The 15,233-nt window shown below is 75.6% G+C and carries 15 protein-coding genes; 3 read left to right on the top strand and 12 right to left on the bottom strand.

The genetic code is table 11. The features are described 5' to 3' along the window. Position 1: 1 nt before the first annotated feature. The 11 genes from VGH76_RS07720 to menD all read right to left on the bottom strand — a co-directional run bounded on the left by VGH76_RS07720 (position 2) and on the right by menD (position 11,865). Positions 2–388, bottom strand: coding sequence for an NADH-quinone oxidoreductase subunit A (locus tag VGH76_RS07720; protein ID WP_331556047.1), 387 nt, complete (start codon positions 386–388; stop codon positions 2–4). A 217-nt stretch (positions 389–605) separates the two neighbouring features. Beyond that, positions 606–2,036: a geranylgeranyl reductase family protein gene (locus VGH76_RS07715; RefSeq protein WP_331556046.1), complete on the bottom strand. Its 1,431-nt coding sequence runs from the start codon at positions 2,034–2,036 to the stop codon at positions 606–608. A gap of 202 nt (positions 2,037–2,238) precedes the next feature. Further along, positions 2,239–2,955, bottom strand: a complete 717-nt coding sequence (locus VGH76_RS07710; RefSeq protein ID WP_331556045.1) for a demethylmenaquinone methyltransferase — start codon at positions 2,953–2,955, stop codon at positions 2,239–2,241. Further along, positions 2,952–3,578: a DUF3592 domain-containing protein gene (locus VGH76_RS07705; RefSeq protein ID WP_331556044.1), complete on the bottom strand. Its 627-nt coding sequence runs from the start codon at positions 3,576–3,578 to the stop codon at positions 2,952–2,954. The genes VGH76_RS07710 and VGH76_RS07705 overlap by 4 nt, the downstream gene beginning before the upstream one ends. A gap of 126 nt (positions 3,579–3,704) precedes the next feature. Continuing rightward, a complete protein-coding gene (gene mnhG, locus VGH76_RS07700; protein WP_331556043.1) occupies positions 3,705–4,082 on the bottom strand; it encodes a monovalent cation/H(+) antiporter subunit G in 378 nt (125 codons plus the stop codon). Continuing rightward, on the bottom strand, positions 4,079–4,378 hold the full coding sequence (locus VGH76_RS07695) for a monovalent cation/H+ antiporter complex subunit F (protein ID WP_331556042.1): 300 nt from the start codon (positions 4,376–4,378) through the stop codon (positions 4,079–4,081). Before VGH76_RS07695 ends, mnhG begins: the two co-directional genes overlap by 4 nt. Beyond that, positions 4,375–4,980, bottom strand: a complete 606-nt coding sequence (locus VGH76_RS07690) for a Na+/H+ antiporter subunit E (RefSeq protein WP_331556041.1) — start codon at positions 4,978–4,980, stop codon at positions 4,375–4,377. The genes VGH76_RS07695 and VGH76_RS07690 overlap by 4 nt, the downstream gene beginning before the upstream one ends. After that, positions 4,977–6,665, bottom strand: coding sequence for a Na+/H+ antiporter subunit D (locus VGH76_RS07685; RefSeq protein WP_331556040.1), 1,689 nt, complete (start codon positions 6,663–6,665; stop codon positions 4,977–4,979). The genes VGH76_RS07690 and VGH76_RS07685 overlap by 4 nt, the downstream gene beginning before the upstream one ends. Next, positions 6,662–7,123, bottom strand: a complete 462-nt coding sequence (locus VGH76_RS07680; protein ID WP_331556039.1) for an NADH-quinone oxidoreductase subunit K — start codon at positions 7,121–7,123, stop codon at positions 6,662–6,664. The genes VGH76_RS07685 and VGH76_RS07680 overlap by 4 nt, the downstream gene beginning before the upstream one ends. Continuing rightward, a complete protein-coding gene (locus VGH76_RS07675) occupies positions 7,120–10,056 on the bottom strand; it encodes a Na+/H+ antiporter subunit A (RefSeq protein ID WP_331556038.1) in 2,937 nt (978 codons plus the stop codon). The genes VGH76_RS07680 and VGH76_RS07675 overlap by 4 nt, the downstream gene beginning before the upstream one ends. Before the next feature lie 18 nt (positions 10,057–10,074). Beyond that, positions 10,075–11,865: a 2-succinyl-5-enolpyruvyl-6-hydroxy-3-cyclohexene-1-carboxylic-acid synthase gene (gene menD / locus VGH76_RS07670; protein ID WP_331556037.1), complete on the bottom strand. Its 1,791-nt coding sequence runs from the start codon at positions 11,863–11,865 to the stop codon at positions 10,075–10,077. A 235-nt stretch (positions 11,866–12,100) separates the two neighbouring features. Between menD and VGH76_RS07665 the strand changes: the two genes are divergently transcribed. Together VGH76_RS07665 and VGH76_RS07660 are read left to right on the top strand one after the other, a co-directional pair. Continuing rightward, a complete protein-coding gene (locus tag VGH76_RS07665) occupies positions 12,101–13,369 on the top strand; it encodes a hypothetical protein (protein WP_331556036.1) in 1,269 nt (422 codons plus the stop codon). Positions 13,370–13,478: 109 nt separating this feature from the next. After that, on the top strand, positions 13,479–14,357 hold the full coding sequence (locus tag VGH76_RS07660) for a 1,4-dihydroxy-2-naphthoate polyprenyltransferase (protein WP_331556035.1): 879 nt from the start codon (positions 13,479–13,481) through the stop codon (positions 14,355–14,357). Positions 14,358–14,427: 70 nt separating this feature from the next. Here VGH76_RS07660 and VGH76_RS07655 read toward each other — a convergent pair whose 3' ends face one another. Beyond that, positions 14,428–14,784 carry a DUF4229 domain-containing protein gene (locus VGH76_RS07655; RefSeq protein ID WP_331556034.1) on the bottom strand — a complete coding sequence of 119 codons (357 nt, stop codon included), beginning with the start codon at positions 14,782–14,784 and terminating at the stop codon, positions 14,428–14,430. 214 nt (positions 14,785–14,998) lie between these two features. On the opposite strand from VGH76_RS07655, the gene VGH76_RS07650 reads away from it, so the two are divergent. Beyond that, a complete protein-coding gene (locus tag VGH76_RS07650; RefSeq protein WP_331556033.1) occupies positions 14,999–15,202 on the top strand; it encodes a BldC family transcriptional regulator in 204 nt (67 codons plus the stop codon). The last annotated feature ends 31 nt before the right edge of the window (positions 15,203–15,233 follow it).

Genomic DNA, 15,233 nt, shown 5'->3' with positions numbered 1-15,233 from the left:
CCTAGGTCCAGTCCAGGCCGCCGCGCCGCCACACGTAGGCGTAGGCGAAGGCGACGGTCCCGACGAACAGCACGACCTCGACCAGCCCGAACAGGCCGAGGGCGTCGATGTTGATCACGAACGGGTAGAGGAACACCATCTCGACGTCGAAGAGGATGAACAGCATCGCCGTGAGGTAGTAGGCGACCGGGACGCGGCCACCGCCGACCAGCGGCTGCGGTGAGGGCTCGATTCCGCACTCGTAGGTGTCGAGCTTGGCGCGGTTGTAGCGCCGCGGCCCGATGTAGGGCGCGGCGGTCACCGAGAAGAGCGCGAAGCCTCCCGCGAGGATGAACATCACGAGGAGCGGGACGTAGGCGGTCAGACCCGCCGTCCCAGGACCCTGCATCTGGAAAGTCCTCCTGCACCGTGCTGACTCATCATGGCTGTCGTGCGTCGTTGCTGGTCGTGGGGGCGTCGCCCCGGGAAACCCCGTGCGGGCCGTGGGCCCCACCACCGCGTGCGCGGTGTCCGGGGTCACGTCTTCCGGACGGGGGTCGACCCTACGGAGCGCGGGGGAACGACCCCCTGTTGAGGGTCGCCTTACCCCTGGTTCGGTCGTCGGCTCACGCGGCGCGATCCCTCCCCGTCGCCGAGCGGGCGGTGGGCCTGGCGTGCCGGGCGGAGCGCCCGGCGGACGGCGGCGCGTCCGAGAGCTGCGGGGTCAGCCGCAGCAGCAGCTCGAGGAGCCGGTCGGAGACGTCGCCGTCGCGGCGGTCATGCAGGTTCGCGAGCAACTTGAGCAGGAACCGCATGAGCGCCTGGCGTGGGAGCCCGTGGCGGGCGGTGTACTGCACCAGCCACGGGTGGCGCAGCGCGTGGGCGAAGCGGTTGCCCAGCCGGTAGTAGCTGGCGAGCTCCGCCCGGACGGCGGCCGGATAGCCGGCCAGCGCGCGCTCCCGGGCCGGCCCCTCCGGCCGGGCGCGCGCCTGGAGGACGGCCTGCGCCGCGAGCGACGCGGACTGCATGGCGTAGGCGATGCCCTCGCCGTTGAAGGAGTTGACCATGCCCCCGGCGTCCCCGACGAGGAGCAGCCCGTCCGCGTAGACCGGGGTGCGGTTGAACCCCATGGGCAGCGCGGCGCCGCCGATGTCGTTCACCGCGTTCTCCTCGGTGAAGCCCCACTCCTCGGGCAGCGACTCGCACCAGGCGCGCAGCATGGCCCGGTAGTTCGACCCGGTGGCGTTGGACCGGTCGAGGATGCCGAGCCCGACGTTGGCCGTCCCGTCGCCCATCCCGAACACCCAGCCGTAGCCGGGCAGCAGGCGGTCCTCGGCAGCTCGATCTGGTCGAGCTCCGCTCCGCTTCGTCTCCCCGGAACGGTCCCAGAGCTCGAGGTGGGTCTCGAGGAAGTCGTCGGTGGAGCGGGGGCTGGTGTAGTAGCGCCGGACCGCGACGCCGAGCGGCCGGTCGTCCCGGTTGCCGATCCCGCGGGAGAGCGCAGTGCGGGCGCCGACCCCGTCGGCGGCGACGACCAGCGGCGCGGAGTAGGTGACCGGCTCGCGGTCCGGGCCCCGCCTCGCGGTCACGCCGACGACGCGTCCCGTCCGGTCGTCGGTCACGGCGCCGGAGACGGCGGTGCGCTCCTCGATCCGCGCGCCGGCGGCCCGGGCGTGGTCGGCGAGCATCCGGTCGAAGTCGTGCCGCGGCCGGACGAGCCCGTATGGTGGGAAGCTGGTGAGCTCGGGCCAGGGCAGCTCCACCGAGAGACCGCCGCCGAGCACGCGGAGCCCCTTGTTGTGCAGCCAGCCGGCTTCCTCGCGGGTGTCGACCCCGAGGTCGATCAGCTGCTTGACGGCGCGCGGGGTGAGCCCGTCCCCGCACACCTTCTCGCGCGGGAACTCGGCCTTCTCCAACACGAGCACGTCGAGCCCGGCCCGGGCGAGGTAGGTGGCCGCGGTGGAGCCGGCGGGACCGGCGCCGACGACGACGACGTCGGCGGAGCGGTCGTCACCCCCGACGTCCTGCCGGGTGCGCTCCTGGTGGTGAGCGGACACCGTGGCTCCTTGTGAATTCGTTCACTAGCTCCGGGCGCGCACAGTCTAGGCATGTTGCGTGCGACACGCCCGCTGGAATCCCGAATGGATCCCGTCGGGACGGGGAACACCATCTGGTTGCGCGCCACCGGAGCCAGCGAGCGGGCCGTCCCGCGCGTTGGAGCAGCGAGAGTGCCGCTCGCTCTGATCGGGCCGGGGGGGCTCAGCGGACGGCGGTGTGCAGCGCGACGACCCCACCGGTGAGGTCCCGCCAGCTCACCGCGCCCCACCCGGCGGCCGTGATGCGGCGGGCCATCGCCCGCTGGTCGGGCCACGCCCGGATCGACTCGGCCAGGTACACGTAGGCGTCCGGGTTGGAGCTCACCGCCCGCGCGACCCGCGGCAGCGCTCGCATCAGGTAGTCGGTGTAGACGCGGCGGAACGGCGCCCAGGTCGGGGTGGAGAACTCGCAGATCGCGAGCCGTCCGCCGGGGCGGGTCACCCGCGCGAACTCGGCGAGTGCCGCGTCCGGGTCGACGACGTTGCGCAGGCCGAAGGACATGACGACGGCGTCCACCGACGCGTCGGGCAGCGGCAGGCGCATGGCGTCGGCGGCCACGTAGGGCACCTCGCCCGCGTGCCGCGCCCGCCCCGCGCGGAGCATGCCGAGCGAGAAGTCGGCGGCGAGGCAGGTCGCGCCGGAGCGGGCCAGCTCCACCGTCGAGACCCCGGTCCCGGCGGCGATGTCGAGCACGACCTCGCCGGGCGCGAGGGCCAGGGCGTCCCGCGTCGCGCGGCGCCACGCCCGGTCGCGGCCGAAGGAGAGCACGGTGTTGGTGACGTCGTAGCGTGCGGCCACGGCGTCGAACATCCGCGCGACGGCGGAGGGATCGCGATCGAGCCCGGCGCGCGAGCCTCGCTCGGCCGCGCCGGCGGTCACCGTGCGGCCCCGACCGGCTCGCGGCGCGTGCCCTCGGCCGGCGGGCCGTCCTCGGCGACGGCCTCGTCCGGCGCGGCGTCGGGCGGCGTCGGCGCGTCGGGGGCCACCCCGGACCCGGGCTCGCCCGCGCGACGGCGGCGCGCGAGGTACCAGGCGAGCGGGCCGAGCACGACCCACAGGCCGACGACGCCGAGCGCGACGGGTGCGAGGCCCCCGGTCCAGTTCCGCCCGGCGACGCGCACCAGCTCGGGCTTGTCGCGGTCGTACTCGACGAGCACGTAGTTGCCGGGTTCGAGGCCGCGGGGGTAGAGCACGCCGGTGTCGGGGCTGAGCACCGCGCCGTCCGAGGCGGTGTAGCGGATGAACGTGTGCTGCGAGTCGGACCCCTCGAGCACCTCGCCGACGGCGACCCCGCGGTCGGTGGTGATCGCCGCGTCGTTGCGCGCGGCACCCACCAGGACGAGGACGGCCAGGACGCTCAGCACCAGCCCGAGGCCGACGACGATCTCGGGTGCGCGCCGGACCACGGGGGCGAGCACCAGCTTCGTGGCACGCAGCGCCTCCCCGGCGCCGCGTCGCGCGACCCGGGCGCGGTCGGCGACCAGCGCGCGCAGATCCGTCACGGCATCCAGCGTAGTGAGGTCCCCGCGCCGCCCCTCCCCGGGACGGAGTCGGTGCGCCGGTCGGGTGACGACAAGGGGCGAGCGGAGGGGGTCGCGCCGATCGCCGCCCGTGGGCTCACGGGCGCCTCACCCGGGGGACGAACGGTCGGTGGAGTCGGGCGGCTCGGGACGCCCGGCGAGGTCGTCGCGGTGGAGCACGTCGGGGCGCACCCCGCCCGAGCGGTAGGCGAGCCGGCCGACCAGGTGGGCGGTGACGGGGGCGGTGACGAGCTGGAAGGCCGCGACGAGCAGCAGCATCCACACGTCGGTGCTGGTGCGCAGCAGCAGGGCAGTGCCGAGGACGACGAGGACGAGGCCCGCGGTCTGCGGCTTGGTCGCTGCGTGCATCCGGGACAGGACGTCGGGCAGGCGCAGCAGTCCGACGGCGGCGGCCAGCGCCAGCAGCGCCCCGAGCACCACGAGCACGGCCCCGACGACGTCGAGGACGGGCGCGAGGGCGCTCACCGGTCCTCCTCCGCGCCGTCGTCGCCGGCTCCGCGTCGCCGTCCCACGAACCGGGCGACAGTCGACGACCCGAGGAAGCCGACCAGGCTCACCGCGACGACCACGGGCACCGTCGCCGAGTCGTGGGTCAGCGCCACGTGCACCATGAGCCCACACATGATCACCGCGACGATCGCGTCGAGGGACACCAGCCGGTCCAGCGCCGACGGGCCGCGAACGAAGCGGACGGACACCAGCAGCAGGCTGAGCCCGAGCAGGCCGAGCGCGACGCCGAGCAGGACCGCGGCGGCGCTCACGAGCCGCTCCCGGCGCCGGGGTCCTCGAGCGCCTCGGGGTCGTCCCGCGGGTCGTCGCCCGCCCCGACCCGCGCCGCGCGGTCCGGCTGGACGCGGACCCGGTGCACCCCGGCCGCGAGCAGGTCGGCGACGAGCCGGTCGGTCCGGCGGCGGAACCGGGCGATCGCGGCCTCGTCGTCGGCGCCCAGGACGTGGGCCCACAGCGTCCGCTCGGGCGCGGACGCCTCGACGACGACGCTGCCCGGCACCAGCGAGAGGCACTCGACGAGCAGGGCCATGAGCAGCTCGGAGTCGTCGCGCACCTCGACCGCGACGATCGAGCTGCGCGGCGGCGGCCCGGGACGCACCGACTGCCAGGCCACCTGCACGCTCGAGACCGCGAGGTCGCGGGCCACGTCGAGCAGCACGCGCAGCAGCCCGAGCGGGCGCAGCCCCCCGCCCGAGGACACCGGCGGGAGCGGGAACAGCACCAGGACGGCGACGGCCACGACGATCCCGCCGAGCAGGTTCGCCCAGGAGAACGTGCCCCAGAGCAGGACCCACACCAGTGTCAGCCACGCCACGCGCAGCAGGCGCGGGCGGCGCCACCACCCGGGGCTCACCGCGCGACCCGGGTGTCGACGGCCTGCCCGAACACCGCGGACACGTAGGGCGTGCGGGCGGTGAGGTCGGCGGCCGCGCGGTCGGTGAGCGTGTACAGCGGGCCGGCGGCGACGGTGAGCGCGACGCCCACGGTCACCAGCGCCACCGTCGCCCCGGTCATCAGCGCGGGCAGCGGGACCCGGACCCAGCCCTGCCCGGAGCGCGACGGCGTCCCGAGGAGCTCCCCGGAATACGCCGGGGCACCGCTCCCCCCGCGGGACGGTCCGGCCCCGATCAGGACGGGGTAGCGCTCGTCGTCGTCCGACCGGTGGGCCCCGGCGTCGTCGGGATCCTCGACGGGCAACTGGTCGGCCGGGCGCCAGAACGCCAGCACCCAGACCTTCGCCATCGCGTAGAGCGTGAGCAGGCTGGTGAGCACCGCCCCGCCGACGAGCAGCCAGGCCAGCACCGACCCGTCCTGCACACCGGCCTCGACGAGCCCCAGCTTCCCGACGAAGCCCGAGAGCGGCGGGATGCCGCCGAGGTTGACCGCCGGGAGGAAGTAGAGGACCGCGAGTACCGGGGATGCGGCCGCGAGCCCGGCGAGCCGCGTCGTCGAGGTCGAGCCCCCGACGCGCTCGACCAGCCCGGCGACGCAGAACAGCGTGGCCTGCACCGTGATGTGGTGGACGACGTAGAAGATCGCCGCCCCGAGGCCCGCCGGGGTCGCCAGCGCCACCCCGAAGACCATGTAGCCGATGTGGCTGACCAGAGTGAACGAGAGGACGCGCTTGAGGTCCTCCTGGGCAATGGCGCCGAGCGCACCGATGACCATCGTCGCCAGCGCGGCGACCATGAGGACGTCGTCGGCCACCGGGGAGTCGGGGAACAGCAGCGTCTGGGTGCGGATGATCGAGTAGACGCCGACCTTGGTGAGCAGGCCGGCGAACACCGCGGTGACCGGGGCGGCCGCCGTCGGGTAGGAGTCGGGCAGCCACGCCGAGAGCGGGAACACCGCGGCCTTGATGCCGAACGCGGTGAGCAGGACGAGGTGGATCGTGAGCTGCGTGCCGGGCGGGACGGACGCCATCCGCACCGAGATCTGGGCGAGGTTGAGCGTGCCCACCGCCGCGTAGACCAGCGCGATCCCGATGAGGAAGACCAGCGAGGAGAGCACGTTGACCACGACGTAGGTCAGGCCCGCCCGCACCCGCGACCGCGTCCCGCCCAGGGTGAGCAGCACGTAGCTGGCCATGAGCAGGACCTCGAACCCCACGTAGAGGTTGAACAGGTCCCCGGTGAGGAACGCGTCCGCGACGCCGGCGGTCAGCACCAGGTAGGTCGGGTGGAAGATCGAGACCGGGGTGCGGGTGTCGTCGCCGCTCGTGCCCTGGCCGATGGCGTAGAGCAGCACCAGCAGCGTCACCGCCATCGAGGTGAGCAGCATGACAGTGGAGAGCTGGTCGGCGACCAGTGTGATCCCCAGGGGCGCGGGCCACGCCCCGAGCGTCACCACCTTCGGTCCGCCCGCCGCGCCGGCGAGCAGCACCCCCGAGATCGCCACGACCGTGGCCAGCACGCCGACCGAGACGATCCGCTGCGCGGTCGGGCGGCCGGCGAGCACCAGTGCGGCGCCGGCGCCGAGCAGCGGCAGCAGCACGGGCAGCGGCAGCAGGCTCTCGACGAGGCCGGGGGTGGGGTTCACGACGGGGCCTCGGTGCCGGCGGTCGCGCGGTCGTCGTCGGTGTCGGAGGTCTGCTCGCAGCCGGTGGTGTCCAGCTCGTCCTCGTCGACCTGCTCGCCGCGGGCCAGCCGCCGACGCACCGAGCGGTCCTCGGTGTCCTCGGTGAGGTCGTCCTCGCGGTCGAGCGCCCACGAGCGACGGATCAGGGCGAGCAGGAGCGCCGCGACGCCGAGGGTGATGACGATGGCCGTGAGGACGAGGGCTTGCACCAGCGCGTCGCTCATCGCCGCGTCGGGCGCGCGGCCGACCAGCGCCGCCGCACCGAACGGTCCGCCGGCGGAGATCACGAGCAGGTCGGTGGCGTTGCCGAGGACGAGGACGCCGATCAGGACCCGGGTGAGGCTGCGGTCGAGCAGCAGGTAGACGCCCGCGGTGTAGAGCGCCGCGAGGAGCACGAGCAGCAGCCAGGACGTGGTCACGGGCGCACCCCTCCCGCGGTGGAGGCGGGCGCGGGGTCCGGGGTGTCCGGGGTCTCGCCCAGCCGGTCCAGCTCAGCGCCGAGGCTGCGCAGGACGTCCAGGACGAGACCCACGACGACGAGGTAGACGCCGACGTCGAAGAACAGCGAGGTCACGAGCTTGACGTGGCCGAGGACGGGCACGTCCAGCTCGAGCACCGCGGTCTGCAGCACCTCGCCCCCGAGCACGAGCCCGCCGAGGCCGGAGAGCCCGGCGCACAGCAGGCCCGCGCCGAGCAGCGTGCCCGCCTCGACCGGGGCCGCCTCCCCCAGCTCGTAGCGCCCGCCGGCCACGTAGCGCACGACGAGCGCGAGGCCCGCGAGCAGGCCGCCCGCGAAGCCCCCGCCCGGCGCGTTGTGCCCGGCGAACAGGAAGTAGACCGAGACCACCATGATCGTCGGGAAGACGAGGCGGGTGATGACCTCGAGCAGCAGCGTCCGCTCGGTCACCGCGGGGCCAGGGCGGGCCCGGCGGGCCAGGCGCTCGAGGGTCGGGCCCCGCAGCCAGGCCGACCCCTCGGCGGGTCCCGGCGCCACCGCGGCCCGCGCCCGCCGTCGTCGGGCTCCCGGCGGGGTGCCGGTGCGGCGGTCGAGGAAGACCAGGCTCGCCACCCCGGTCGCGGCCGCGACCAGCACGGAGAGCTCGCCGATGGTGTCCCAGGCCCGGATGTCGACCAGCGTCACGTTGACGACGTTCTGGCCCGCCCCGACCGCGTAGGCCTGCGAGGGGAAGGCCAGGGAGACCGCGGGCAGCGATCGCGCGCCCAGGGCGGTGGCCCCGAGCAGCGCGATGAGCACCCCGATCGGGGCGGCGATCGCGAGGCGGGCCAGCCGTCGGCGCGGCGGGTGGTGCTCGGTGATGTCCCGGGGAAGGCGGCGCAGTACGAGGACGACCACGACGAGCGTCATCGTCTCCACGAGGGCCTGGGTGAGGGCGACGTCCGGCGCCCCGGCCAGCGCGAAGATTGCCGCGAGCGCGTAACCCAGGCCGCCGACGAGCAGGACCGCGGCGAGCCGGCGCCGGGCGAGGGCGGACGCCACGGTGGACACGACGGCGAGAACGGCGAGGACGACCTGCGCCGGGGAGTCGGCGACCCGGTCGACGCGGATCTCCCCGAGCGCCCCGGTCGCCACCAGCGCCACCCCGGGCCCGGCGAGCAGCACCGCGAGCACGGTGCACACGACGACGGCGAGCGACCCGCGCTGGGTCCGTGCGGTGACCCGCAGTGAGCCCGCCTCGACGGCGTGCACGAGGGTCCGCCAGGTGACCTCGGAACGGATCGCCGCGAGCGGGCGGACCGCCGCCACGCGCCCCGACACGCCGGGCAGGGCGACGAGCAGGCCGAGCACGATGGCGAGCACCGAGAGCCCGAGGGCGAGGGTGATCCCGGGCCAGAGCTCCAGCACGAGCGGCGAGGCGTAGGTCGCGGGGAGGGTGTCCGCGTATTCGGTGAGCAGCGGCGTGAGCAGCGCGATCGCGGGGCCGGCGGCCAGGCAGGCGAGCGCGAGGACCGCGGGCGGTGCGACGAAGAGCGGGCCCGGGCGGATCCACGTCCGGTGCGGCTCGGTGGTGAACGCGTCGGTGAAGGCGCCGGCCACGAACCGGGCGCTGTAGGCGACGGTGAGCACCGAGCCGAGGACGACGACGGCGAGCAGGAACGGTGCGAGCGGGGCCGTGGTGCCCGGAGGGTCGTAAGCACCGTGGAGGAACGCCTCGAACGCGCCCTCCTTGGTGACGAAGCCGAGCAGCGGCGGGATGCCCGCCATCGACGCCGCCGCGAGCGTCCCGGCCACCGCGAGCACCGGCGCGCGCCGGGCGAGCCCGGACAGCTCGCGCAGGTCACGGGTCCCGGCGCACCGGTCGATGACGCCGACGGTCAGGAAGAGCGCCGCCTTGAACAACGCGTGGGCGACGACGAGGCCGATCGCCGCGAGCGCCGCGTCCCGGGTCCCCGCCCCGGCGAGCAGGATCATGAAGCCGAGCTGGGAGACCGTGCCGTGCGCGAGCAGCAGCTTGAGGTCGTGCTGGCGCATCGCCACCACGCCGCCGAGCAGCATGGTGAGCGCGGCGAGCACCGCGATCAGTGGGCGCCAGGCGCCGACGTCGGCGAAGCCGGGCGCGAGGCGCAGCACGAGGTAGACCCCCGCCTTGACCATCGCGGCGGCGTGCAGGAACGCGCTGACCGGCGTGGGGGCGGCCATCGCCGAGGGCAGCCAGAAGTGGAACGGGATCAGCGCGGACTTCGAGAGCGCCCCGACGAGCACGCAGACCACGCCCGCGGTGACGGCGGCGGAGGAGAGGTGCGGGCCCGCGGCCACGATCCCGGAGAGCCGGTAGGTGCCCGCCGCCTCGGCGAGGACCACCAGGCCGACCAGCATCGTCAGCCCGCCCGCGGCGGTGACGACGAGCGCCTGCATCGCGGCGGCGCGGCTCGCCCGCTTGTGGGCGTCCTGGCCCACGAGCAGGAACGAGAAGATCGTCGTCAGCTCCCAGCAGACGTAGAGCACGACGACGTCGTCGGCCCACACCAGCGCGAGCATCGCGCCGGCGAAGGCGACCAGGACCGCGGCGAAGCGCCCCAGTCCGCGCGAGGACGGGGTGAAGTAGCGCGCGCAGTAGCAGACGACGAGCGCGCCGATCCCGGTGACGAGCAGCGAGAGCGTCGCCGAGAGCGCGTCGAGCCGGACCGCGACGTCGACACCCAGCGCCGGGATCCACGCGAAGCCCTCGGTGACCGGCACCCCGGCCAGGACGTCGGGCAGCTGCGTCAGGATCCAGCCGAAGGCGGCGGCGGGGACGAGGGCGAGGAGGACGAACGCGCGGCGCCCGAGGGCACGGACGAGCGTCGGGGCGAGCAGGGCGGTCAGGGCGTGCACCCCGATCAGCTCCAGCAACGAACCGCCCCCTCCCGCTCACGGACCGTCGCCGACGATGCTACCGATCGGGGCGTTGTCCCCCGGTTCGCTGGAAACGCCCGGCTCGCCGTGCCCGGGTTGGCGACCGAGCGCATCCAGAGCGATCCGGCGCTGGCGGTCGGCGAGTCCGCGGCGGTCGGCGCGGTCGACCACGACCTCGACGACCCGCACGCCCGGCCGCCCCGTGCGCGCGAGCGCCGCCGCGAGGTCGGCCGCGCCGGCGGGCGCGGTGTGCTCGACGTGGTGGGCGCGGCACAGCGCCGCGAGGTCGGTGCCGTGCGGGACGGCGAAGACCCGCTCGAAGGACCCGGCGTGCTCGGCGGCGCCCTGCTCGAGGGTCGCGAACACGCTGCCGCCGTCGTCGTTGGCCACCACCACGACGAGCTCGGGACGCGGCTCGTCCGGGCCCACCAGCAGCCCGTTCGTGTCGTGCAGGAAGGTCAGGTCGCCGAGCAGGGCGCAGGCGGGACCGTCGTGGGCGAGGGCCGCGCCGGTGGCGAAGGACACCGCGCCGTCGATGCCGGACACGCCGCGGGCGGAGACCACGGTGACGTCCCCACGCGGGCGCGCGGCGAGCGAGACGTCGCGCACCGGGCTCGACGAGCCGACCACCAGCAGCGCCCCCGGCGGCAGGCCGGCCACCAGGGCGGCCGCCAGCGCGGGCCCGGTGCCGTCCTCCACGGCCGCCGCCAGCGCGTCGGCGACCCGGGCGTCCGCGGCCGCCACCCGGTCGCCGTACTCCTCGTCCACGCCCCAGGCCGGGGGCGGGGGCAGGGCCCCGACACGGGCCGCGGTACCGGCCACGTCGGTCCAGCCCGGGCGGGCCGGTCCGCCGGCGCCGGCGGCCGGCACGACGACGACCTCCACCCGCGGGTCGGCGAGCAGCCGCGAGACCGCGCGGTGCAGCGTGGGACGGCCGAGGACGACGACGCGGGCGGGCAGCAGTCCGGGGGCGGTCCCGTCCAGCGCGGCGTCGAGCAGACGCGTCCCGGCGCGTAGCCCCCGACCCCACAGCGGCGAGGTCGGCTCGCCGATCACCGGGACGCCCGCGGGGAGCCCGTCGGGGGCGGCGGCACCGTGGCCGGCGACCACGACCGTCGGCACCGCGGCGGAGAGGTCGAGGGCACCGACCCGCGGGAGGTGCGGGGCGACGCGCGTCCACGGCCCGCCGTCGGGGCGTCCGACCGCCCAGGGGGGCAGCCCGGCCGCGTCCACGGGGTCCGCGGCGTCCCCGGCGTCGGGCACCAGCGGCTCGCGCAGCGGGACGTCGAGCTGCACCGGCCCGGGGTCGGCGGTGCCGGTGCCCGCGGCGCGGTCGAGCACCCGGCAGACCGCGGCCCGCCAGCCGGCCGCGGCGCGCGGGCGTTCCTCGGCGAGCGGCAGCACGACGCTCGCCCGCACCGCGCTCCCGAACAGGTTCGCCTGGTCGACGGTCTGGTTGGCCCCGGTGCCGACCAGCTCGAGCGGCCGGTCGGCGCTGGCCACGACCAGCGGCACACCCGCGTGGGAGGCCTCGAGCACCGCGGGGTGCAGATTGGCGACGGCGGTGCCGGAGGTGACCACCACGGGCACCGGGAGCCCGGAGGAGGCGGCGAGCCCGACGGCGAGGAAGCCGGCCGAGCGTTCGTCGATGCGCACGTGGAGCCGCAGGCGACCCGCCGCGTCGGCGGCGTGGATCGCCAGGAGCAGCGGCGCGTTCCGCGATCCCGGGCACGCGACCACGTCGCGCACCCCGCCGCGGACCCATTCGTCGACGACCACGCGCGCCTGCACGGTCGACGGGGTCACGGCGGGCGAGCGTAGTGAGCGGACGGGCTCCCGGCCGGGCGAACCGGTGCCGCGTGGAGCACAGCGACCACCCCCACGTCCACCACGCGGACCCGGTCCGGACACCTACGGCGACCGCACCGGCACCAGCAGCCGCGCCGATCGGGCCCGGAAGGACCGGATCGAGGGACCCCCGTGTGGTTGGTGAGGCGCGTGGGGACGTATCGGCGGCCGTCGGAGCGGGGTTGCTGGCGGCATGCGCACCTCGCGTCGGCGCCGCCCCGCGCCCAGCCCGGTCGTGCTCTGGGTGACGGCGGTCGCCGCGGTCCTGCTCCTCGCGACCGGCGTCGCCGCCGCCGGGGCACCGTCGCCGACCCCGGGACCCGGGACCGACGCCCAGCGCTGGGACCCGGATCTCGCGGGCAGCGCCGTCCGCGTCCAGGTCGCCGGCGGCGCGGCCCGGCTGGCCGCTCCCCGCGACGGCGAGCGGGCCGGCAGCCTGCGCGGCGCCACACGTCAGGGCTTCCTCGACCTCGGCACGCACCGGTTCGCGCGCGCCGTGGACCGCTTCACGGTGCCGGTCACCGCCGACCTGCCCGCCGGCACGTCCGCGGTCGCGTCGGTGCGCGGGCGCGACGACGCCGGGCGCTGGTCGGAGTGGGTGCCCGCGACGCCGGGCGCCCCGGCGGTGCTGCCCGCCCCGGCGCGGACCGTGGCGCTGCGACTGACCCTCGTCGCACCGCGGGCCGGCGCGGGACCGACCGTCCGGGCGGTGTCGGTACGGGCGGACCGGGAGGTCGGCGCGCAGCGAACGCTGACCCCGCGGGCGTCCTACCGGGTGTTCGCCACCCGAGAGGGCCTGGTCGGCGGCACCACCGCCAACGGCCACGTCATCACCGAGGACGACCAGTTCGTCGCGCTGCCCTCCAGCCACGCGCTCGACGCCGACGGCAAGGGCGACTACACCGTCCGGCTCTGCACGGACGCCGGGCGGTGCGCGATCGTGCCCGTCTGGGACGTCGGCCCGTGGAACACCGACGACGACTACTGGAACGCCGCCCCGCCGCGCCAGAACTGGGCGGACGTCCCGCAGGGCACGCCGGAGGCCCAGAAGGCGTTCCAGGAGCATTACTACGACGGCCAGGACGGCTTCGGGCGCACGGTGAAGAACCCGGCCGGGATCGACGTGGCCGACGGCACCTTCCACGCGCTCGGGCTCGGCGACAACTCCTTCGTCACCGTCGACTACCTCTGGACCGGGCCCGCCGGCGAGGCCCCGGCCGACATCCACCTCGGCACCGCCGACAGCCCGCAGGACCCGGTGACCATCCGGTCCACGCCCTCGAACGGCGGGGGCGACGAGGGCCTCGTCGGCCACGACGCCCAGGTGGACGTCGCGTGCCGCGTCACCGGCGACCCCGTGGCCGGCAGCCACGGCACGAGCACCGACTGGCTGCGCATCGACACCGACCGGTACGTGCCCGCCGCCCGGGTCACCACGAGCACCCCGCCGCCGGCCTGCTGACGGCGGGCGGGGACGGAGGTGCCCTTCGGCCGCCTGGGACGGCCGAAGGTGCCCTCCGTCCACGACGGTGCCCGGGCGGGCGCGCGGTCGCTGGCTAGTGTTCGTGGACATGGCCACCGTCGCGCAATGGGTCGAGGGGGCGCGCCCGCGCACGCTCCCGAACGCGATCGCCCCCGTGGTCGCCGGCTCCGGCGCCGCCGCCTCCGCCGACCTCTTCCGGCCGCTGCCCGCCGTGCTCGCGCTCGTCGTCGCGATCGGGATGATCATCGGCGTCAACTTCGCGAACGACTACTCCGACGGCATCCGCGGCACCGACGACGAGCGCGTCGGCCCGATGCGCCTCGTCGGCTCCCGCACCGCGAGCCCGGAGGCGGTGCGCACGGCGGCGTTCGTCTCCCTGGGGATCGGGGCGCTCGCCGGCATCGTGCTGCTCGCGGTGAGCGGCGCGTGGTGGCTGCTGCTGGTCGGCGCGGTGTGCCTGGCAGGTGCCTGGTTCTACACCGGCGGCTCGAGTCCCTACGGCTACCGCGGGCTCGGCGAGATCGCGGTGTTCCTGTTCTTCGGCCCGATCGCGGTGCTCGGCACCGAGTACACCCAGTCCGGGCGGGCGAGCGGGCTCGGCATCGGCGCCTCGGTCGGGGTGGGCCTGCTCTCGTGCGCGGTGCTCGTCGCGAACAACCTGCGCGACGTCCCCTCGGACACCGTCGCAGGGAAGCGGACCCTCGCGGTCATGCTCGGAGAGCGGGACACGCGGGTGCTGTATGCCGCGCTCGTCGTCATCCCGCTCGGCATGAGCCTGGTGCTGAGCCTGCGCGCGCCGTGGGCCCTGCTGGGCCTCGTCGCGCTGGTGGTGCTCGTCCCGGCCCTGCGGCGGGTGCTCGGCGGGGCGCGGGGACCGGCTCTGATCCCGGTGCTGCGCGACACCGGGCTGGCGCTGCTCGTCTGGGGGGTCGGGACGGCGATCGGCCTGGCCGTGGTGGCCGCGTAGGTGCGCTGCGCGCTCGTGAGCACTTTCCGGGGCTATAGGCCCGGAAAGTGCTCACGTGCGCGGAGCGCACCTACTGATCACCGCGCAGCTCGGCCCGGAGGCGCTCCCGCTGTGCGCGACGGCCCGCACCGGCCGCCGCCAGCTCCCGGTTGAGCCGCGTGCGCAGCGGCCGGAAGAGCAGCAGCGAGAGCGGCAGGGCCACGACGAGCGCGATGATCAGCGCCAGCAGCAGCGGCAGCCCGACCAGCACGAGCACCCCCGTGAGGGCCGCGACCAGCACCACCCGGGCGGCGACGTAGAGCGTGATGGCGAGGGCCAGGCCCCCGGGGCTGCCCGACGGGGCCGGGGCCGGGGCCGGCGCCTCCGGCGGCGGGGTGGTGTCGGACGACGGCGGGGTGCCGCCCGACGACGATCCAGCGGGTTCCACGCCCTCCAGGGTAGGCGTCCGGGTCGGGGGCCGGGCGCGACCTGATCGTCCGTTTCCTGCCTTTGTGAACCTTTTACCTCCGCACTAGCGTTCGAGTACGTGAGGGGTCCGGTGTCACGATTCGCTCCAGTTCGTCTGCTCCGCCCGACGACCACTCCGGCCGCGGGCGACAGAACCCTGGGAAGTCGGGCCATCCGGCCCGAGGAGGTGCCGCATGACCGTCGCACCCGACGCCACCGAGCGTCTCATGACCCCCGGCGAGGTCGCCGCCATGTTCCGGGTCGACCCGAAGACCGTGACCCGCTGGGCCGCCGCCGGCCGCATCGGCTCCATCCGCACGCCGGGTGGACACCGCCGCTTCCGTGAGTCCGAGGTCCGCACCCTCCTCGACGGGCTCACCAGCGAGGCCCACAGCTGAATCCACGCAGGACCCCGGGAGGACCCGGCCG

This window comes from Actinomycetospora sp. (genome assembly GCF_036497585.1).
In the GTDB taxonomy this organism is placed as follows: Bacteria; Actinomycetota; Actinomycetes; order Mycobacteriales; family Pseudonocardiaceae; genus Actinomycetospora.
The sequence above is the reverse complement of the archived record's forward strand: the minus strand, read 5'-3'. Positions and strand labels throughout refer to the sequence as shown.